Source organism: Gardnerella swidsinskii (genome assembly GCF_003397705.1).
Classification (GTDB): domain Bacteria; phylum Actinomycetota; class Actinomycetes; order Actinomycetales; family Bifidobacteriaceae; genus Bifidobacterium; species Bifidobacterium swidsinskii.
The window spans coordinates 341614-361118 of sequence record NZ_QJVB01000003.1 but is presented as its reverse complement, the minus strand read 5'-3'; the positions used below and the strand labels follow the sequence as shown (position 1 = coordinate 361118).

Genomic DNA, 19505 nt, shown 5'->3' with positions numbered 1-19505 from the left:
CCAGACACTATTCCTGAACGTCAAAATTATCTGCCACTGCACGCAACAATGTAGCAAGTTTTTTGCTTTCAGCAGTTGATGGGTAATGACGTCGACGCAAACCATTACCAGCAGAATCAAGAAGCTTAATAAGATCTTCTACAATAGCTGCCATATCTTCGGCTTTAGGACGAGTAGCCTTTACAAGCGATGGTGCTGTTGCAATAACATTCAAGCCCATAGCCTGTGGTCCTTTGCGACCTTCAATTACAGAAAACTCAACTCGTGTACCCTTGTGTAAACTTTTTACAGTAACTGGCAATGCTGCTGCTGGCAAGAAAACATCCTTACCATCATCTCCAACAATAAAGCCGTACCCCTTCTGCGTATCGTACCAACGCACGCGCCCATTGGGCATAACACACCTCACTCCAAATAATTCTCATTTCGCACGCTGAAGTGCACAAGGCATAAAGTATCAGCATATGCGATAGGTTTATAGATAGTGTACCAAATATTGTTATTACTTGTTTCCTTATTACATTGTAGCGCATACACGCGGGCAATAAAATTTTTTTAACCTACGCAAGTGTTGCTAATGCCAATATTTTAATCGCTAACAATTTTAGAAGGCTCATCGATTTCATTAACTGGCAGAACTACAGTAAGAGTTAGGCCATGAGCTTTAACATCTATTTGCTCAGACCCATCCATAGTGTCATCAAGATTAGTTTTAGAATTGGTCGATGCTTCTAATGGAGAAGATATAGTTGCGCAAATAAAACCATGATGTGCTTTTACTACAGATTGCGCAATTGCCATGCCCAAGCCAGTTCCACCTTTTTCTCTAGCTCTTGATGGGTCAGCAATATAGAAACGCTCGAAAATTCTAGACAATGATTCTTCTGGAACTCCAGGGCCATGGTCAACAACTCGAATTACAGCATACTTATGACCCGTATCAGTAGATTGGCTGACTTCCGCTGCTTCCAAAAACTCCTTCAGTGATTCTTTTACAGAAGGTAATTTAGATAATTCATTTGGAGTTATAGACGCCTTCATAACTCCTACTGCAATTTCTACAGGAGAATCAACAGGGGTGTATCTATGAATATTTCCTACGATATTTGTCATTACTTGGCGTAATCTAGCACCATCACCGAGTAGCGTAACAGTTGGAAGTGTACCAACATGGAATTGGAGCTTACGCTCAAAATCGCAATTTGTGCAACTCATAAGCTTCCACTCATCCGAAATAGTTAAATAGCCTTGTTGAACGGATCTAGCAGGATCAAGAGCATGTAGATCATTAGCCGCGTCAGAAAGTATTGGAGATAAGCTAACTTGCTGTGAAATATTAATTCCACGACCCTCATCAAAACGCGCCAAAGAAAGCAAATCTTCTACTAGTTCAGTCATTCTCTCGCTAGAAGCCTTAATGTGGGCAATAGAGTCATCTGCTCTCTCCTGCTCTCCTGGCATGTTGCGCCACATTGTATATAACTCAGCATATCCATGAATTGCAGCTAATGGAGTACGTAATTCATGACTTGCATCTGAAACGAATCGCTTCATTTTTTCTGTCATATCTTCTTGCTCATTAAATCCTCTTTCAATACGAGCAAGCATAGAGTTAAGAGAAGCTGCTAAAGATCCAACCTCAGTATTTTCAGGAGCAGATGGAACTCGTTTGCTTAAATCTCCAGAAGCAATTTTTGAAGCTGTTTTTTCAATTCGTTTTAACGGTCTTAAAGCTGATTGAATAATAATTGCTGAAAATACTGCTCCAAACAAAATAACTGCAATACTCACCATTATACAGTAACGAGTAAGTGTGCTAACGGTATCAATTTGATCGCTAAGAGATAAAGCAATATAGACATAACCGCTAACACTTAACTCTGAATTATAGCTATTTTTTTGACCCCACGTTAATACTAAAACTCTCCATGGAGCTGTTGCAGCCTTTTTAGTGATTGCATCGACTTTATTAGTATTCCCCTTGACGATTGCAGGTGCTGTGTAAGGCTTGTGGGTAACAATTTTTTTACTATCAAAACCGTCTGCAGGAAGTTTAGGAACCGAAACAACCGATCCTTTAATTGGTATTAATGGAGTAGAAATAATTTTATTATGCGTATCTCTAACTTGCATAAAGTAATTATTTGGACCTACTGAAGATTGATTTGAGTTTTTCATGCGCAATGAATCAACATTGTCATAAACAAATTGCGCTTGACTTGCTAATTGTACATCAGTTTTTTCTAGCAAATAATTTCCTACGAGCTGCTGAATTGATAGTGATATGCAAAAAGCGGCTACAGTTAAAATAGCGAGAGTACATGCAACTAAACGCGTACTCAGTGGTATTGCATTTATGCGACGACGTAGCCAGCAGGTTTTACGAGGCTTTTTGTTTTTTTTGTTATTTTCACTTAGCTCTATCGCAACACTTTTTCCAGCAGTTCTAACATCTGAATCATCTTTAGAGTTATTATTTGTGCTGTTGCTAATAGTTGATTCAGCGTTATTGTAGTTATTATTACTAGATTGCATGATCAGGCTTGACCTGCCTTAGGCTCTCGAATCATATAACCGATGCCACGTTTAGTTTCAATAAGAGGAACTACTTTTTGCTGTTTTCCTGAATCATCAGTAATTTCAATGCCATCAATCTTCTTTCTTAAATAAGAAATATAAGATTCAACGATTGCTGCGTCTCCGCCCCAATCGTACTGCCATACGTGATTCAAAATCTGGCTTTTTGACAGAACTCGACCTTCATTGTCCATAAGATAATGAAGTAGTTTGTATTCAGTTGGGCTAAGTTCGATTGGCACGCCACATCGAGTTACGTCATGAGAATCCTCGTTAATCTCAAGATCCGCAACTTTTATAATATGAGTTTCTTCATCAGGTTCTTGTGTTCTGCGAAGAATTGCTCGTATTCTTGCCACTACTTCTTCCAAGCTGAATGGCTTTGTAACGTAGTCATCTCCACCAACGGTTAGACCCATAATTTTATCTTGTGTATCGTCTCTTGCAGTTAGGAACAATACAGGAACTTTAATTCCATTTTGACGAATACGCCTCGTAACAGTAAAACCATCAATATCTGGGAGCATAACATCCATAACGATAAGATTTGGATTTACTCGTTCAATTACTTCAACAGCTTCTGAGCCGGATGCAGCAGTTTCTACTTCAAACCCAGCAAAATGCAAAGATGCTACCAAAAGTTCACGGATTGATGGCTCGTCATCGACCACGACAATAGATGCTTCAACGTTCTTACTCATATTGATTAGCATCACTTATCAAGCTGAATGTTTCCTGAATAATTGCTGAAAATAAAACAAGTTATCGAATATTTTTGTCTACCTGTGACGAGCGTGCCTTCTACGAGCTTTTCTAACACCAGCAAGTATTTGACGTTGTATGCGATTCTTTCTAAACAGAATAATCGCGACTATTGAGAATAATGCCAACAATATTAATAGCATAATAATTGTAGAAATAAGACTTGCAGAAGAAGTTGTTGACGTACGTTTTGCACGCATTATTTGTTTCATCATCATTATTGCAGATTGATCCCAATGCGTTCCAGTTGTGCTTACTAATGGCTTATAAGCTGCATCGGATAACGAGTCTACAGTATTTTTATTTTTGAGCCATTCATCGGAATTAGGCGAAACAGCTACAACTAATCTTCCATCATGAGTTGCTACTGCAAGCAGCACAGTATTTTTAGCTGGAAGCGTACTAATCAACAAATCACTAGCCCATTTTGATGGATTTTTTGTATTTCCAAAAGTAGACAAATATAAGAGCCTAACATTTACTCCTGTACGCTTTTTTGTTGTCTCAATCATGTCAGCAACTTTACTGACAGAATCCCCAAGCAAATTTTCTGTGTCTGTTATTGAGTCTGTTGCAACTATTCCAGAATTTTGCTCATTACTTTCAGCATATGCATTAATTGTATTTACTCTATTTAAAGGTAAAAATATGAGCGAATTTATTGGAAGAGTTGGAAGAATAAAAGAAAAACTAAATAAAAATGCCATTAATAAAAGCAATACGCGTTTAGCTAAAAATAGTTTTGAATGAGAATGCTGGTAGTTAAAATTTGCAATACGCGTGCAAGTTAAGCTTTTAACCACATTGGTGCATGAATCTTTTTCGTAGTTTTTTGATGGCATATATTCATAATAGCGTGACATCACACAAGTAAAAGTAGCATTATAAAAATCCTTGCTTAATTTATTTGGAATGTTTCGCAAAATAATTTATAAAAAGCGTTTATTTAGACGCAAAACAAATGGAGGGGAAATATGGCACAATTTCGAGTTGATTCAGAGCAAATTCAGCAGGCTGCGGCAGCCGTTGGAACCTCGGTTAGTGCAATTAGAGATGCAGTCAACGGGATGTATACCAATTTACAGCAATTGCAGAGCGTGTGGACTGGATCGGCGGCTACACAATTTGCGTCGACCGCTCAGCAGTGGCGAGCGGCGCAACAACAAATGGAACAATCATTAGAAGCAATTCAGCAAGCTATGCAACATGCGTCAGGAGTGTATCTTGATGCGGAAGCTCAAGCTACTTCCCTATTTGGAATGGGCTGAATAGTCTGAATAATCTAATGAAATATAAATGGCGGTATACTTTACTTGTGAGCATACCGCCATTTACTATGAGCTATTCAGCTATAAAATTTTTACAACTTTTAATTTAGTAGCCCATGTCGGCACCAGCTTGTGGTGCTGCAGCTGGTTTTTCTGGCTTGTTAGCAACCACAGCTTCAGTGGTTAAGAACAAACCTGCAATAGAAGCAGCGTTCTGTAGAGCAGAACGAGTTACCTTAACTGGGTCAGTAACGCCAGCAGCCATCAAATCTTCGTAAGTGTTGGTTGCAGCGTTGAAGCCTTCGCCTTCTGGAAGCTCACGCACCTTGTTGAGCACAACATCTCCAGAAACGCCAGAGTTCTGAGCAATCTGCTTGATTGGAGCTTCTACAGCGCGGAACACGATTGCAGCACCCGTCGCTTCTTCGCCCTTAAGCTCTGTGATTGCTTGAGACTTTTCAATCTTTGCAGCAGCCTGAACCAAAGCTACGCCACCGCCTGGAAGCAAACCTTCCTCAATAGCAGCCTTAGCGTTACGAACTGCATCTTCAATACGATGCTTACGCTCCTTAGCTTCAACTTCAGTAGCAGCGCCAACCTTAATAACAGCAACGCCGCCAGCAAGCTTAGCAAGACGCTCCTGAAGCTTTTCGCGATCGTAATCGGAATCAGTGTTCTCGATTTCTGCGCGAATCTGAGCCACGCGAGCATCAACATCTTCCTTAGATCCAGCACCAGAAACGATAGTTGTTTCATCCTTAGAAACAATAACCTTAGCTGCGTGACCAAACACAGAAGCGTCGATAGAATCGAGCTTTAAGCCAAGGTCGTCAGAAACAACCTGTGCACCGGTCAAAATAGCCATATCTTGAAGCATAGCCTTACGACGATCGCCGAATCCTGGAGCCTTAACAGCAACAGTGTTGAAAGTGCCACGAATCTTGTTCAAAACAAGTGTTGGCAATGCTTCACCATCAACATCTTCAGCAATAATAAGCAATGGCTTGCCAGACTTCATAACAAGCTCAGCGATGTGGACGATATCCTGCTGGCTTGAAACCTTGCCAGAAGTGAGCAAAATGTATGGATCTTCAAGAACAGCAGTTTGATCGTCAGCGTTAGTGACGAAGTAAGGGGAAATATAGCCCTTATCAAAGCGCATACCTTCAGTGAAGTCCAAGTCAAGACCAAACTTGTTGTTGTCTTCAACTGTGACAACACCATCCTGACCGACCTTATCCAAAGCTTCAGCAATCTTTTCGCCAACTTCAGGATCAGCTGCAGAAATCGTAGCAGTAGCAGCAATCTGTTCCTTGGTCTCAACATCCTTTGCAGAAGCAAGCAATTCCTTGACGATTGCTTCAGCAGCCTTTTCGATGCCGCGGCGAAGAGCGATTGGGTTGCTTCCTGCAACAACATTCTTCAAACCTTCATGCACCAAAGACTGTGCCAAAACAGTAGCAGTTGTAGTACCGTCGCCTGCAACATCATCAGTCTTCTTAGCTACTTCCTTAACAAGTTCGGCGCCAATACGCTCGTATGGATCTTCAAGATCGATTTCCTTAGCGATAGAAACGCCATCATTTGTGATAGTTGGTGCACCGTAAGTCTTATCTAATACAACGTTGCGACCCTTTGGACCAAGTGTAACTTTAACAGTGTCTGCAAGCTTATCCAAACCGGCGAGCATACCCTGACGGGCGTCTTCCTGGTAGGCAATAATCTTTGCCATAGTTCCTCCACATACGTTATTTATGAACTTTTCACTGCAATCTTGAGTAATAAGCCGTCAGCTGCTTATTATCACTCTCAAGGCTTGAGTGCTAATTTGAAGATTAGCACTCTATGTACCCGAGTGCCAACTTTTTTGGCGTTTATACATAAAAACCGGTTAGAAAATAATTCTAACCGGTTATTTTTATGCTAAAAATATTACTTGCAAAGCACAACTACAATCGGAGAAACGATTTGTTTTTCATTTTCGACAGCACTAATACCTAAAGTCTTTGCAATATCTTCAGCTGCAGCTTTTTGTGAATCGTCTTTATACCAAACAACAGACTCGCCTGGGACTTTACCAGTTGGATTCCCAGCTGTCACATTTGCGTATCCCGCTTGCTTTAACTTATCTGCTCCAGCAGCAGCATGACCGCTTATCTTGGTTGCGTTAAGAACTTTCACAGCAACTGATTTATCTAGTGAAGTTTGCGTCTTAGAATCATTTGCTGAATTATCCTTAGAGTCACCAGCATCTTTCCTATCTGATTTATTTTCTTCAGATTGATTATCGTCGTCATCTTCGCCTTCAGAAGATTTATCTTCGTCGCTTTTAACTGACTTTTTGTTTTCAGAAGTCTTAGAAGGCGATGCTGATTGAGATGATTGTTGCTGATGATTCCAAGGCAACGGAAGATGTGAGATTTCGCCAGAAGCGATAGCCCAAACTAAAACACCAACAACCGCTGCAACAATTAATGCAACAAAATAAGGAAGTATTACGGCATACCACGCAGGATTTCCACGATGAACTCCAATCGGTCCCTCTGGTGGCTCATCAAAAGCATCAGGCGTATACGACACGTTCTGATTATTTCGCGCCATAATTGCACTCCTTATAAAATCATTTAAACAATAATGAATCTATACTATCTAATGCTTAGCACAAAGCACAAATTTAGAAAATTTGATTGATTTCCTTTTATGGTATGCCTTGACATACAGTAGCAATATGAATCCTCAAAATATTAAACCCTTAAACGAGCTAATGGATCCTGATTGGGCTGAAGCATTAAAGCCAGTTGAGCCACAAATACGCGCAATGGGAGTATTTTTGCGAGAGCAGATAGAAAGCGGACATCATATTCTTCCTGCTAGCCACAACATTTTGCGTGCTTTTTCTATTCCACTAAAAAGCATTAAAGTTTTAATTGTTGGCCAGGATCCATATCCAACGCCGGGCCATCCAGTAGGCTTAAGTTTTTGCACAGCTGCAAAAGTGCGCCCACTGCCAAAAAGTCTCATAAACATTTATAAAGAATTAGTAAACGATTTAGGTGTAGAAACTCCAAAAAGTGGAGATCTAACACCGTGGACCAGGCAGGGTGTGATGCTTCTTAACAGATGTTTAACTGTTGAGGCCGGTAAGGCAAATAGCCACCAAGGAAAAGGTTGGGAGCCTGTAACCGATGCAGCTATTCGAGCATTAAACAATAGAACTGATTGCAATGGTAATCCATTGCCGCTTGTAGCTATTTTATGGGGTCGTAATGCGCAAAGTTTGGCTCCTTTGCTGACGAATGCAACTCTTATTACATCAGCGCACCCAAGCCCTCTTTCTGCAATGCGAGGATTCTTTGGATCGCATCCATTTTCAAGAGCTAATCAGGCCTTAATTAATATGGGAGTTTCGCCAATTAATTGGTCCCTAGATTCTCAAGAAATCTAATTGTCTTAAATATTGCAAATTATCTTATAAAGACAATAAAAATGCCATTTTTGAACATGTCAGTACTGCATATCGGTTAAAATGTCTCTTATGGCATTATTTCCACCGCAACCACAGAAGAAACCGTTAACCGATAAAACTTCAATTGCTTCTAAGCTTGGCATTGGATCAGCTGTACCTCAGCCGTCTGCTGTTTCTAATACAAGTGCGCAAGTCACTGCAACTATTTCGAGTGATGACATACGTCGTTGCCAACAAATTGCAAATATTTTGCGCGCACGTTTTGCACAAACCTTAGTCGGTCAAGACGCTTTACGAGAGTCTCTTATTCTTACTCTTATTGCAGGCGGACACATTCTTATTGAATCAGTACCAGGTCTCGCAAAAACTACTGCTGCTCAAACTCTTGCAACAGCTATGTCAGGTAGTTTCCGTCGTGTGCAGTGTACTCCGGATTTAATGCCAGCAGATTTAGTTGGTACTCAAGTTTTTGATTTTGCTTCCCAACATTTTACTACGCAAATTGGTCCTATCCATGCAAATGTTATTTTGTTGGATGAGATTAATCGTTCAAACGCAAAAACTCAATCTGCAATGCTTGAAGCTATGGCAGAAGGAGCAACAACTATTGGAGGCGAAAGAATTCCTCTGCCTCAACCATTTATGGTTATTGCTACGCAAAATCCAATTGAGGAAGAAGGAACATTTAATCTTCCAGAAGCCCAGATGGATCGTTTTATGGTAAAAGCAGTTATGACTTACCCTAATCCTGACGAGGAAGTTCGTATGCTGCAATTACTTACTCAACGAGGATCGGATGTCGTTGATCCTTCAAAGCTAAATACTCAACGCATAAGTTTGCAAGATGTTGTTTTTATGCGTACTGCAGCGCGTCACATACACGTTTCTGAAGCAGTTATGAAGTATGTAGTTGATCTTGTTGCCACTTCTCGCGGTGAAGGTACGCATCCACTTCCTACGATTAATTCATTGGTTCGTATGGGAGCTAGCCCTCGTGCATCAATTGCACTTATTCGTATTGCTCAAGCTCACGCTTTACTTTCTGGACGCGATTATGTGATACCTGAAGATATTAAATTGTTTGCGCATGAAGTGTTAAGGCATCGCATACTTTTAACTTTTGAAGCTTTAGCTGATTCTATTACTACAGATCAAGTAATTGATGCATTAGTTAAGACGGTTCCTGTGCCATGATGCGTACGAAGCGGTTAGTATTATCTGAACCTGCTAAAGCCGTGCGTCGCAAAATTGAGCTTTTGGATCAGCGAATTGATTTGCCTATTGCGCGTAAAGCTTTAGGCTTATTAGAGGGAGACCATCCTTCGCACAGACGTTTTGGCACAGGTGATGTTATTGACATACACGCGTGGCAGCCAGGAGATGAAGCTCGCATGATGAATTGGTCTGCGAGTGCTCGAACTGGACAACCTATGGTGTCTTCTAGAGAGCGTACTTCGTCTTCTCATACTTGGATTGCTTTAGATACAAGCATCAATATGAATGGAGCTTGTGTTTCTGGAGAATCTCTGTATGAAGTTGCGTCTAACTCTGCATGCTTTTTTGCATCTTTGAGTTTAAAACGTCATGATGCTGTTTCTTTGTTGTGTGCAGATGGAAAAAACGTTATCAATGTTCATTCTGCTAGTAATCTTTCTGATTTTGAGCGAAATCTAGATTATACGTTGCTTAATACTCGTAGGAATACCAGAGACATTGATGCGTTGCTTACTTCGTTACTAAAAAATATTGACAATAATGGTCTGGTAGTTTTAATAACTGATGAGTATGCATTACAAGCTCATAACTCTGAATCTTTGCGTAAAATTACGCAAAATCATAAGCTTGTAGTTATTGTTGTCTCTCCTATTAATCCTTTTGATTCTGCAATTGATTTGCAAATATTTGATGGAATTACTTTACGTAAAGTACCGGCGTTTTTGAAAAAAGAATCAAATAAAAATGAAGTCGAAGCTCGTAGAAATTTTAGAATAAACGCTTTATACGATATGCTGCTTGGTGTTCAATCTTCAATAATTTATGGTTCTTCAAGTGAAGAAGTTTTCCATATTTCTGCACAAAAAGTGAGCCGTACAAATTATCTTGCTGACTCATTTAACAAGGAGGTTGAATAGAATGAGCCTGGAAGATATTCAAAAGCCTTTACATGATGAAACGCTTTTTTTAATACTACTTTCTGCATCGCTTGTTGTTATCTTTATTGCTTTTGCGGTTTTATATTTTTCTTTTAAAAAGCCAAAAAAATTAACTGAAAGTAGCAACTCTACAGAAGCAGTTCACGTTCATAATGTAAACAAACAAGCTTGGCGTAAAGATATTGATGCGATTGTTGAGAAGTATCATAACAATGAACTTACTAAAGATCAGGCTTGTGCAGAATTGGCTTCTATTGCTAGATCTTATGTTTCGAAGATGAGCGGTGAAGATATTCAAACTCACACTTTGGGAGAATTGGCTTCTTTGCGTTTGAAATGGCGCAATAAAAAAGGTGCTGATATGTTACGCCAAACAATATCTGCTTTGTATCCTCCAGAATTTGCTGATCGCAAAGCAAACGAGCAAGCGCGAAATACTACTGTTGAGCAGGCTGCTGAATGGGTTTTAGTATTGCTTGAAGGCTGGCAAACGAAGGACAAACGTTGATGAGTAATAATGTTTGGGAATACATATGGCCATGGAGATGGCAATGGCCTTTGCTTTTTGTTGCAGGCGTTGTTATTTCTGTAGCAATTTTTGCTATCTTACTAATTTTAGATTCCATTCGTAGCAATATTTTAAAAAAGAAGTATAAGAGTCAAACTAGTAATATTACGCGAAAATTCTATACTTTTACTTTTGACAATGATCTACAAGGAACTACTACTAGTCATTCATGGTATATGTGGCGAATGTTTAGAAGGTTTGCTGCGGCTGCATTGGTAGTATCTTTATGCAGTTCGCTTGCTGTTGCTTCTAGACCAGCCCGAGTGTTTAATGCGAACGAGCAAGTTAGTTCTAGAGACATTGTTTTATGCTTAGACGTTTCAGGTTCTGCTTTACCATATGATCGCGAAGTAATTCAAGCGTATCTTAATTTTATTGAGCATTTTCAGGGTGAACGCATTGGATTAAGCATTTTTAACTCCACATCTAGAACAGTTTTTCCACTGACTGACGATTATCGACTAGCTAAAAAACAATTGCAATATGCTGCAAATTTGCTTGGCGGAGTTCAATCGCAAAGTCGTATTAATCGTTTACAACAACGCCAATATCAGGAAATTTCTGACTGGCTTGAAGGAACTCAAAATCGCAAAAACGCAACATCTCTTATTGGAGACGGTTTAGTTAGTTGCGCAGCAATGCTTCCAGGTTTTATTTATGGTTCTGCTCATAATAACCATAAAATACAAAGCCGTTTTAATAGAAGTGCTTCCATTGTTCTTGCTACAGATAATGTTGTTTCTGGAAAACAAACTTACTCATTAAAGCAAGCTTTAGATTTAACAAAGCAAGCTAAAATTACTGTCGACGGGTTATATTCCGGCGCAAAACAGAATGAGAATGATGATGCTACGTTAGAAATGAAACAGCTTATTGAATCTCATGGTGGAATTTTCCTTTCTCAACGCAATTCTGATTCTGTTATTAATTTAGTAAAAGAAATTGAAAAAAGACATACTGCAATTCCTCAAGGCACTGCTCAGTCTGCATTTAGCGACGATCCTGGTCTTTGGGTTTTGCTTACTGTGTTTAGCGTTGTGATTTGGTTAGCTATTGCAAAGAGGATGAAGCGATGACAACAACACTATTTTCTGCTACTACCCTACTGTTTGCACACGCTAAAATTGAAGCTTCTGACACTTCTCAAGCAGGTCAGTTGGTTTTTTCTCCATCATATGGCTGGATTATTGCGATTATTGCAATATTAGTTTTGTTGGCAGCAATGTTTTTTGAAATTGTGCCTATACGTAGGAAACCAGGATCAAGTGATGAAACTTTTTGCATGAGATTAAGACGTATTGGCATATGCATAATGCTAATAATTTGCGTGCTATCTCCAAGTATTATGCGTTCAACTTTACAAAGAGCAGTAAATGCAACAAACGTGATTATTGCTCTAGATATAACAGGTTCAATGAGAGCAAAAGACGCTGATTATGCAAAAAATAGTAAGATTGAGCGTATTGATGCAGCAAGGAATATTATTCGTCAAATAACAAAATCCTATGCTAACTCAAGTTTTGCTGCTATTTCTTTTGGTGCTTCTACGTCTGTCGATGTTCCATTAACGCCTGATGCTAGAGCAGTTGACAATTGGATAAATACTTTACGAACTGAACCAACTAGCGTAGCTACTGGAACTAGTCTTGACGCTCCTATAGATCAAACTTTGCTTACTGCAAAAGCTATACATGATGCTCATCCAGATGATACAACAGTTTTGTATGTTTTAAGCGATGGTGAGGAAACAACACAACGAAAGCGCCGCACATTTTCATCGCTCAGAGCTTATATTACTAACGCATTTGTTATTGGAATAGGCTCATCTAAAGGAGCTAAAATACCTTTGGAAAAAACACAGCTGCAACTTGACGACTACAGCGAAGACAATACCTCTAATCAATGGGTTATTGATCCTGCTACAGGAAATCCTGGGATTTCAAAGCTTGATGAAAAGAACTTGCGAAATATTGCCGATGAGCTTAGCGGCAAGTATATGCACTCATCTTTAAACGTAACATTTGGAGACGAAGCAAAACCAATTCTTTCACACCAATGGAGAATGAACGAGACAGCAAAACCTCGTTTGAGACCTGAACCAATTATTTGGCCGTTTGCAATATTTGCGTCGATACTTTTAATTTGGGAATTAATGTCGTGGTTTATAACTTCAAGGAAATTAGTATGAAGCACATGTCTAGTCGCACAATTATTCGCATTGTTACATTCTTGTTCTTGATTATTGCGATATTCGTAGCGTATTTTGCTATCGTAAATTGGAGAGCACAATACGCGTATAATACTGCTACGGATAGCCTTATTTCTAACATAAAATCTGCTAAGAGTATCGATAGCGACAAGAATGTGCTTTTAACTCAGCAACAGCAAACTGATGCGCAATTTGATGATGCTAAATCTCAAGAAATGATACTGCTTCCTCAACTTCGAAATAGTATTGACAAAAATGCTGAATTATCACGAAAGTTAACAGAAAAATTAAAGCAGAATCAAAACAATACTAATAAGCAACAGAAACCGAAAAAGCATAACAATCATTTTAAAAACGATAATTCTAACAATTCTTCTAAAGATAAAAAGCAGTCAGATTCGTCTAAGCCTCAATTGAGCAATGCTCAGCGCAATAAAGTTGAAAACTTGCTAAAACAGAACGATCATGTGGATTCTCAATCTTCACAGAATCAAGAAGACCAGCAAGGTTTAGAAAAGACAGAAAAACGTACTAAAACTGATGAAAGCAGCAATAAGCCTTGGTAATTAAATCTTCAACGATTATCTATAAGCGAAGCAATAAGCATTAATAACCTTTTAACCACATTGAATATTTTTTAGTGACTTTTCATTAATAAACGTGTGTAATAACGATTATGCACACATATTACGAATGGCAATGGCTTATACAACGCACTCAAGAGTGCGCTCGCTGCGTTATGGCAGAATCCGCAGCGACTGAATTAGAAGATTGGCAAGGGCTTGCAGCCGAACATTTTCGTCATAGTATGAAAAATATTTCTGCACAAGCGTATGCGTTATATAACATTCGCGGAGGAATATAGTATGTCTTGGAAAGTTAAGTCCTCTGTTGTAGGTGGAATGACGCTTAGCGTTGCTGATAGAGAAGCGTATATTAGTTTTTCCAGAAAACTCAATAATATTGCTAAAGAATTACTTACGCTAAAAAATTTATGGCTTAATGCAGCGATGGTTATTGCCGGTCAAAATTATGGTATACAAAAAGAATCAGGAGCATATATTCATGATTCTTCGCAATCATTTTTAACTGAAAGCATATGTCATGAATATGCTCATAAATGTTATTTAATGTCTCAAAATTTAGAAAATCTTGCTTTTCTTATTGCAAGAGCAAATAATTTGTATGAAGATGCAGAATTTCGTGCAAAAGACGAGTTAGACAATAAAATTTCTTTCTTGGCTCTTGCAAACCCTATTTTTGCTTTACATGTTTTATTGTCCGCAGGTCTCGCCGTTAATCAAGATAATAAAAATCATTCAGGTTTCCAAAATCTTGCTAGATGGTCCTACACAACTAAGAATATACAACAAGGAATTATTCGAGGTTTATCGCAGCACCTTATTTTAAATCCTATTACAAGTTTGCCAATATTTATTGCCGGAAATGCGAAAGGCCCCATAAATAAAAAAGAGCGTGAAACCTCACTAAACTTTTTATCCAATGCTCAAAAATATTTATCACAAGCTATTCCATTTATTTCTAGTGCTCTTAGCTTCGTAAGCGCGCCTATTAATGATCGAAAGCAAGGTAATAATTTACTTCTCACTAAAGTAAATGAGATGTGGAGAAAACCTGGATCTGTTCTTGCTAGACCTGGACGTAATCTGCTTGAAACTTTAGAAAATTTAACGGAACTTGGAAGCGAAAATTTGGGCGTTAGACCACCACTTGTTAATCCAGATGCTGCTACTATTGCAATTCAACGTTTTAGGCGCAGCGATGGCAGTTCGTCATGGTTAGTAATAATTCCAGGAACTGACGGTAAAGCACACTCTCCTTTTGGTTGGGCACAAAACGCAGAAGTAATGAGTCATAGTTCTTTAGTTAGAAAACAAGCTGATAGCACTCGAATGGTTGTAGAAGCTATGAAACGTTCTGGAATTAAATCTAACGAGCCTGTTGCTTTAGTAGGACATTCTCAAGGAGGTATTGTTGCAGCAAGCATTGCAAGCGATTACGCTAAGCAATACAACATACAGCATGTTGTTACTGCTGGATCTCCTATTGCAAATCATCCAATTCCTAAGAAAACTTGGGTTACCAGTATTGAGATGGACGATGAGATTGTGCCTTCTTTAGATGGCAAAGAGAATCCTCGTAGAAATAATTGGGTGACTATTCACGGTCATGCAATTCATGTTAAAGAATCTAAGTGTTCTTTACCTCCTGGAGTCACGCGTTTTTCTGGCAAACAATATTCGACTAAAAAATTCGATAATGACGGAATATTCGTTAATGACGTTCCAGAAGAAGGAACTTTAACTCATGATTTGCATTACCATACTGCAGCTTATGAAGATGCTCTTCAACTCGGATCTAAAAGTGTGCGCGAGCAAGATCGACATTTTCAGAATACTATTAATGGCAAATTGCAAAGTACTACATTGTGGCAAGGAGTAATGAAAAAATAAAATAATTAAATTCTTATTGAGTAAAATTAAGCTAATTCGCAGCATGATGTAACCTTAAAACTATGAAGCTTACCGATATTTCTCCTGCAATAGCTCTGACTCCTCTCGATGGGCGTTATCATAATCAAACATCCGCACTCGTTGAATATTTAAGCGAACCTGCGTTAAATCGCGAGCGCATGCGTGTAGAAGTTGAGTGGATGATTCTTCTCGCAAATGGTTATGAAGCTAATCAATTCCAGCCAATTGTTAAGGGTGTTAATCCTTTAACTGATGAAGAATGCTCATATTTGCGTTCTATTCCTGAAAATTTTGATGCTGAAGGAATTGCTCGTCATGCTGCGCATGAGGCTATTACTCATCACGATGTTAAAGCTGTTGAATACTACATTGACGATGCGTTAGACGAAGCAGAAAATAAGCTTGGTCGTGCTACTGAGCTTTCAAATTTAAAAACTTTAGTACATTTTTCATGCACAAGTGAAGATATTAATAATCTTTCTATTGCGCGTTGCGTAAAGCAAGCTGTTTTAAACGTTTATCGTCCGAATTTAGAAGCGATAGTTGATTATTTAGTTAAGAATGCTAACGAATATAGAGATTTATCTATGCTTTCGTTAACTCATGGCCAGCCTGCTACTCCAACTACTTTAGGCAAGGAATTGGCAGTGTTTGCATATCGTTTGCGTCGTCAACTTCGTCATCTTGATAATCAAGAGTATTTAGGAAAGTTGAATGGTGCTACAGGAACTTTTGGAGCTCATTTAGCTGCTTTCCCAGAAGTTGATTGGATTAGCGTATCTCAAGAGTTTGTTGAAAATAGAATGGGTATTCAATGGAATCCATTAACAACTCAAATTGAAAGCCACGATTGGCAGGCTGAACTTTATAGCACTGTAAGTCACATAAACCATATTCTGCATAATCTTGCAGTTGACGTATGGATGTATATTTCTAGAGGTATTTTTGTGCAAGTTCCTGTGAAGGGAGCTACAGGATCTTCTACTATGCCTCATAAGGTTAATCCTATTCGTTTTGAGAACGCTGAAGCTAATCTTGAGATTTCTTGCTCACTGTTTGACACATTATGTGCAACTCTTACTGAAAGCCGCTGGCAGCGTGATCTTACAGATTCTACTACTCAAAGGAATGTTGGCTCAGCTTTCGGTTATGCTCTTCTTGCTTTGAATAATCTTTTAGGCGGTTTGAAGTCTATTCATCCTAATAAAGAATTTATGGCAAAAGAATTAGACGAAAATTGGGAAGTTCTTGGAGAGCCAATTCAAACAGCAATGCGTGCTGAAGAAATTGCTGGCGTACCTGGTATGGAACGACCATATGAGCAAGTAAAAGAATTAATGCGTGGTCACCATATTTCACAAAGTGACGTAGAAGAATTCATTAAATCTCGTAACTTTGATGCCAATACTGCAGCTCGTTTGCAAGCAATGACACCAGAATCTTACACTGGATTTGCTTCACAATTGGTGGACTTTATTGATTAAGTAGACGGTAAAGCCATGCAATCTAGCATAAATCCAAATCTTGTTATTGAAGATACTCAGCCTAGCTTAGTACGTAGTTGGGCTGATTTGTTGTATGCAATATCATCAGTTGTAATTGGCGTTTTTACTTTGTTGTCGTCAATGTGTTTATCAGCAACGGCTGATGCTATGAAGATTGATGCACGAAGTGCTACTCAAATTATAGGATTATCTTTTAATAATCTTTCATTTGTTCTGATACAGCAAGGTCTTACTCTTATTGTTGTTGCAGAAGTTATTGCACACATGGTTTCTGACAGGCGTTGGATTGATACCGCTATTTCTGTTATTACGCTGTTTATAAGTTATGGTTCAGTATGGCTGTTATCTATTGCGATATTTTCTACACACAATATAGCTTTGATTGAATCTTTACAAATGCGGTCTAATAACACTTGGGCTGATTTGCTTCCAGACATGTATGCTGTTCTGGTTGCTTTTCTTACAGTTAGTGGTCCTAGACGCGAATATAAGCATGTAATGTGGGGCTGGAATGCTTTATTCATTGTTACAGCAATACTTCTATTTTCATCTTGGGATTCCTACTCTGCTATTCTTGTATCATGTTGCTTAGGAAGAGCAATTGGTACGCTTATTCGTTTCGCAAAAGGCACACGCAGTAAGGGTGCTTGGGGTGACGATATTGTTCTTGCTTTAAAAAATATTGGCATAGATAATCTTACTCAATTAACTCGTAGAACTCAGCAAGCTGATCATACTGGAGTTCTTCGTTCAAGTCTTGATGACGATTTAATTGAAAATTCAAGATTGTATGATGCAACAGACATCCACGGCATACGTTATGTAATTTCAGTATTAGATAATCAAGTTCATTTACCAGGTTATTTAAATCAATTATGGCAGTGGGTGCGTTTAGTAGATATACCAACTCGTAGAGATCGTTCTGCTAGACATTCTGTTCATCACCACCTTTCTATGCTTCTTGTTTTACGAAATATGCATTTGCCAACAGCGAATGTTTATGGAGTAAGCGACAGTGATAAATCTTCAATAATGGTTTTTCACGCTTCTAACGCTCTACTGCCTTGCAATTTGAACACTTTAACTATTGATGATGCAGCAAAATTAATGCGTTATGTAGATGCTGCTAACACTCGCGGTATTACGCATAGACGCATCACTCCTGAAACTATTGCTAGGCTTGAAGACGGAACACCAGTTATTGCAGGTTGGCAAAACGGCGACGTTGCCAGCGATGATACAAATATTGCACTTGATAAAGTTCAGCTTTTAACGCTTATTGCATCTTGCACAGATATTGACACTGCTCTTAAAGCTGCTATTAACACATGGGGTGCAGAAAAGTTATCTGCACTATTGCCTTTTATGCAGAAAGCTGCTATTCCTGCTTCCACGAGATCTTTGCCATCTTGGAATAAAAAAGTTTTCCAAAATCTTTGCAATAAGTTAAGTCAAATAGTTGCTTTACACACAGATGAAGAAGATTATGATACTGTGCGTTTAGCGCGCTTCAATATACGTTTCTTTGTTAGCTTGGTTCTTTCGATTGTTGCTGTCGCTGTTATTGCTACACAGTGGCATCCTCAGGAAGTATTTGCTGCCTTGCGTCACGCAGATAATGTAATGGTATTTATGTGCTTTGCTTGCAGCATGTTTGCTTGGATTGGATCTGCAATTACTCTCGGCTCATTCATGGATGATCAAAAACCTTCTGCACATGTTTTGTTTGCATCTCAAGCAGCTACTGGTTTCACAGCAGTTTCTATGCCTGCTGGTGTTGGTCCTGCATTTGTAAATATGCAATTATTAAAGAAAAGCGGGTACACTTCAGCTCAAGCTACAGCAATTACTAGTGCAGTATGGCTTATTCAAGCATTAATGACAACTTTAGTATTACTTTCTATAGGCGTTTTCACTGGTAAAAATGTGCTTTCTGGAATGATTCCTACTCATATGCTCATTACTTTCATTGGAATAATCACACTTATAGTTTGTGTTTTAATGGTTATTCCGTCCGCTCGTAAAGCAATTCGAAAGCATTATTTGCCAATATTATCTGATTACGGCCATCAAATTAAGGAACTTATTTCACATCCTATGCAACTTATTGCAGGCTCTTTTGGTGCTATTGTGCTTGTTTCATGCATTGGATTGGGTTATTGGATTTCTTTGCTTGCATTTGGATATTACGCAAATCCTTGGGAAACAATCTTACTATTCTTACTTGCTAACGCTGCTGGATCGGCAGTGCCTACGCCAGGCGGCTTGGGTGCTGTTGAAGCTTCTCTTACTTTCGCATTTACATCTGTAGGTGTTCCTCCAACAGTTGCTTTGTCTGCCACTCTTCTGTATAGGCTTATGTTCTACTGGTTGAGAATTCCGTTAGGCGCGTTTGCAATGAAGTGGCTCAGCAATAATGAGCTTATATAAGTGAGATTTACAAACATTTGTGTATTTTTATTAGCAAATATCGTATCTGTTTCTATGCAAGTGCGTTTTAAA

Annotated in this window: 18 protein-coding genes; 12 read left to right on the top strand and 6 right to left on the bottom strand. The window is 38.8% G+C overall.

What is annotated here, in order from left to right; translation table 11 throughout:
* Window positions 1-7 precede the first annotated feature (7 nt).
* The 4 genes from D0T18_RS05460 to D0T18_RS05440 form a co-directional block, all read right to left on the bottom strand.
* On the bottom strand, window positions 8-397 hold the full coding sequence (locus D0T18_RS05460) for a cold-shock protein (protein WP_012914139.1): 390 nt from the start codon (window positions 395-397) through the stop codon (window positions 8-10).
* A gap of 191 nt (window positions 398-588) precedes the next feature.
* A complete protein-coding gene (locus tag D0T18_RS05450) occupies window positions 589-2535 on the bottom strand; it encodes a sensor histidine kinase (RefSeq protein ID WP_012914138.1) in 1947 nt (648 codons plus the stop codon).
* A gap of 2 nt (window positions 2536-2537) precedes the next feature.
* Window positions 2538-3278 carry a response regulator transcription factor gene (locus tag D0T18_RS05445; protein ID WP_004111521.1) on the bottom strand — a complete coding sequence of 247 codons (741 nt, stop codon included), beginning with the start codon at window positions 3276-3278 and terminating at the stop codon, window positions 2538-2540.
* A 78-nt stretch (window positions 3279-3356) separates the two neighbouring features.
* A complete protein-coding gene (locus D0T18_RS05440; protein WP_102703073.1) occupies window positions 3357-4262 on the bottom strand; it encodes a hypothetical protein in 906 nt (301 codons plus the stop codon).
* Between the two features lie 51 nt (window positions 4263-4313).
* On the opposite strand from D0T18_RS05440, the gene D0T18_RS05435 reads away from it, so the two are divergent.
* Complete coding sequence (locus D0T18_RS05435) at window positions 4314-4607, top strand: WXG100 family type VII secretion target (RefSeq protein ID WP_004111519.1); 294 nt, start codon at window positions 4314-4316, stop codon at window positions 4605-4607.
* 106 nt (window positions 4608-4713) lie between these two features.
* Here the strand turns inward: D0T18_RS05435 and groL are convergent, their stop codons facing one another.
* Window positions 4714-6339, bottom strand: a complete 1626-nt coding sequence (gene groL / locus D0T18_RS05430; RefSeq protein ID WP_012914136.1) for a chaperonin GroEL — start codon at window positions 6337-6339, stop codon at window positions 4714-4716.
* Window positions 6340-6539: 200 nt separating this feature from the next.
* The gene (locus D0T18_RS05425) at window positions 6540-7208 is read right to left on the bottom strand and encodes a LytR C-terminal domain-containing protein (protein WP_116440621.1); all 669 of its coding nucleotides are present in this window, start codon (window positions 7206-7208) and stop codon (window positions 6540-6542) included.
* Window positions 7209-7335: 127 nt separating this feature from the next.
* On the opposite strand from D0T18_RS05425, the gene D0T18_RS05420 reads away from it, so the two are divergent.
* From D0T18_RS05420 to D0T18_RS05370, 11 genes are all read left to right on the top strand, one after another.
* Window positions 7336-8052, top strand: a complete 717-nt coding sequence (locus tag D0T18_RS05420) for a uracil-DNA glycosylase (RefSeq protein WP_004106746.1) — start codon at window positions 7336-7338, stop codon at window positions 8050-8052.
* 90 nt (window positions 8053-8142) lie between these two features.
* Window positions 8143-9267 (top strand): AAA family ATPase, encoded by a 1125-nt coding sequence (locus tag D0T18_RS05415; protein WP_410310447.1) that lies wholly within the window; start codon window positions 8143-8145, stop codon window positions 9265-9267.
* Window positions 9264-10205, top strand: coding sequence for a DUF58 domain-containing protein (locus D0T18_RS05410; protein ID WP_004111506.1), 942 nt, complete (start codon window positions 9264-9266; stop codon window positions 10203-10205). The genes D0T18_RS05415 and D0T18_RS05410 overlap by 4 nt, the downstream gene beginning before the upstream one ends.
* Window position 10206: 1 nt before the next feature.
* A complete protein-coding gene (locus D0T18_RS05405) occupies window positions 10207-10734 on the top strand; it encodes a hypothetical protein (protein WP_004111504.1) in 528 nt (175 codons plus the stop codon).
* The gene (locus D0T18_RS05400; RefSeq protein WP_116440619.1) at window positions 10734-11870 is read left to right on the top strand and encodes a vWA domain-containing protein; all 1137 of its coding nucleotides are present in this window, start codon (window positions 10734-10736) and stop codon (window positions 11868-11870) included. Before D0T18_RS05405 ends, D0T18_RS05400 begins: the two co-directional genes overlap by 1 nt.
* Window positions 11867-12982 carry a vWA domain-containing protein gene (locus D0T18_RS05395; protein ID WP_004111501.1) on the top strand — a complete coding sequence of 372 codons (1116 nt, stop codon included), beginning with the start codon at window positions 11867-11869 and terminating at the stop codon, window positions 12980-12982. Before D0T18_RS05400 ends, D0T18_RS05395 begins: the two co-directional genes overlap by 4 nt.
* Window positions 12979-13569 carry a DUF6466 family protein gene (locus tag D0T18_RS05390; protein ID WP_102155209.1) on the top strand — a complete coding sequence of 197 codons (591 nt, stop codon included), beginning with the start codon at window positions 12979-12981 and terminating at the stop codon, window positions 13567-13569. The genes D0T18_RS05395 and D0T18_RS05390 overlap by 4 nt, the downstream gene beginning before the upstream one ends.
* 110 nt (window positions 13570-13679) lie before the next feature.
* Window positions 13680-13868, top strand: coding sequence for a hypothetical protein (locus tag D0T18_RS05385; RefSeq protein ID WP_041160494.1), 189 nt, complete (start codon window positions 13680-13682; stop codon window positions 13866-13868).
* 1 nt (window position 13869) lies between these two features.
* Window positions 13870-15477: an alpha/beta hydrolase gene (locus D0T18_RS05380; RefSeq protein WP_116440618.1), complete on the top strand. Its 1608-nt coding sequence runs from the start codon at window positions 13870-13872 to the stop codon at window positions 15475-15477.
* A 62-nt stretch (window positions 15478-15539) separates the two neighbouring features.
* The gene (gene purB, locus D0T18_RS05375) at window positions 15540-16982 is read left to right on the top strand and encodes an adenylosuccinate lyase (RefSeq protein WP_116440617.1); all 1443 of its coding nucleotides are present in this window, start codon (window positions 15540-15542) and stop codon (window positions 16980-16982) included.
* Between the two features lie 15 nt (window positions 16983-16997).
* Window positions 16998-19433, top strand: a complete 2436-nt coding sequence (locus tag D0T18_RS05370) for a lysylphosphatidylglycerol synthase transmembrane domain-containing protein (RefSeq protein ID WP_004111489.1) — start codon at window positions 16998-17000, stop codon at window positions 19431-19433.
* Window positions 19434-19505: the final 72 nt, after the last annotated feature.

Bases quoted from the DNA above. Each gene is read 5' to 3' on its own strand.
- D0T18_RS05460 (WP_012914139.1), bottom strand. From the start codon at position 397: ATGCCCAATGGGCGCGTGCGTTGGTACGATACGCAGAAGGGGTACGGC.
- D0T18_RS05450 (WP_012914138.1), bottom strand. From the start codon at position 2,535: ATGCAATCTAGTAATAATAACTACAATAACGCTGAATCAACTATTAGC.
- D0T18_RS05445 (WP_004111521.1), bottom strand. From the start codon at position 3,278: ATGAGTAAGAACGTTGAAGCATCTATTGTCGTGGTCGATGACGAGCCA.
- D0T18_RS05435 (WP_004111519.1), top strand. From the start codon at position 4,314: ATGGCACAATTTCGAGTTGATTCAGAGCAAATTCAGCAGGCTGCGGCA.
- groL (WP_012914136.1), bottom strand. From the start codon at position 6,339: ATGGCAAAGATTATTGCCTACCAGGAAGACGCCCGTCAGGGTATGCTC.
- D0T18_RS05425 (WP_116440621.1), bottom strand. From the start codon at position 7,208: ATGGCGCGAAATAATCAGAACGTGTCGTATACGCCTGATGCTTTTGAT.
- D0T18_RS05420 (WP_004106746.1), top strand. From the start codon at position 7,336: ATGAATCCTCAAAATATTAAACCCTTAAACGAGCTAATGGATCCTGAT.
- D0T18_RS05415 (WP_410310447.1), top strand. From the start codon at position 8,143: ATGGCATTATTTCCACCGCAACCACAGAAGAAACCGTTAACCGATAAA.
- D0T18_RS05410 (WP_004111506.1), top strand. From the start codon at position 9,264: ATGATGCGTACGAAGCGGTTAGTATTATCTGAACCTGCTAAAGCCGTG.
- D0T18_RS05405 (WP_004111504.1), top strand. From the start codon at position 10,207: ATGAGCCTGGAAGATATTCAAAAGCCTTTACATGATGAAACGCTTTTT.
- D0T18_RS05400 (WP_116440619.1), top strand. From the start codon at position 10,734: ATGAGTAATAATGTTTGGGAATACATATGGCCATGGAGATGGCAATGG.
- D0T18_RS05395 (WP_004111501.1), top strand. From the start codon at position 11,867: ATGACAACAACACTATTTTCTGCTACTACCCTACTGTTTGCACACGCT.
- D0T18_RS05390 (WP_102155209.1), top strand. From the start codon at position 12,979: ATGAAGCACATGTCTAGTCGCACAATTATTCGCATTGTTACATTCTTG.
- D0T18_RS05385 (WP_041160494.1), top strand. From the start codon at position 13,680: ATGCACACATATTACGAATGGCAATGGCTTATACAACGCACTCAAGAG.
- D0T18_RS05380 (WP_116440618.1), top strand. From the start codon at position 13,870: ATGTCTTGGAAAGTTAAGTCCTCTGTTGTAGGTGGAATGACGCTTAGC.
- purB (WP_116440617.1), top strand. From the start codon at position 15,540: ATGAAGCTTACCGATATTTCTCCTGCAATAGCTCTGACTCCTCTCGAT.
- D0T18_RS05370 (WP_004111489.1), top strand. From the start codon at position 16,998: ATGCAATCTAGCATAAATCCAAATCTTGTTATTGAAGATACTCAGCCT.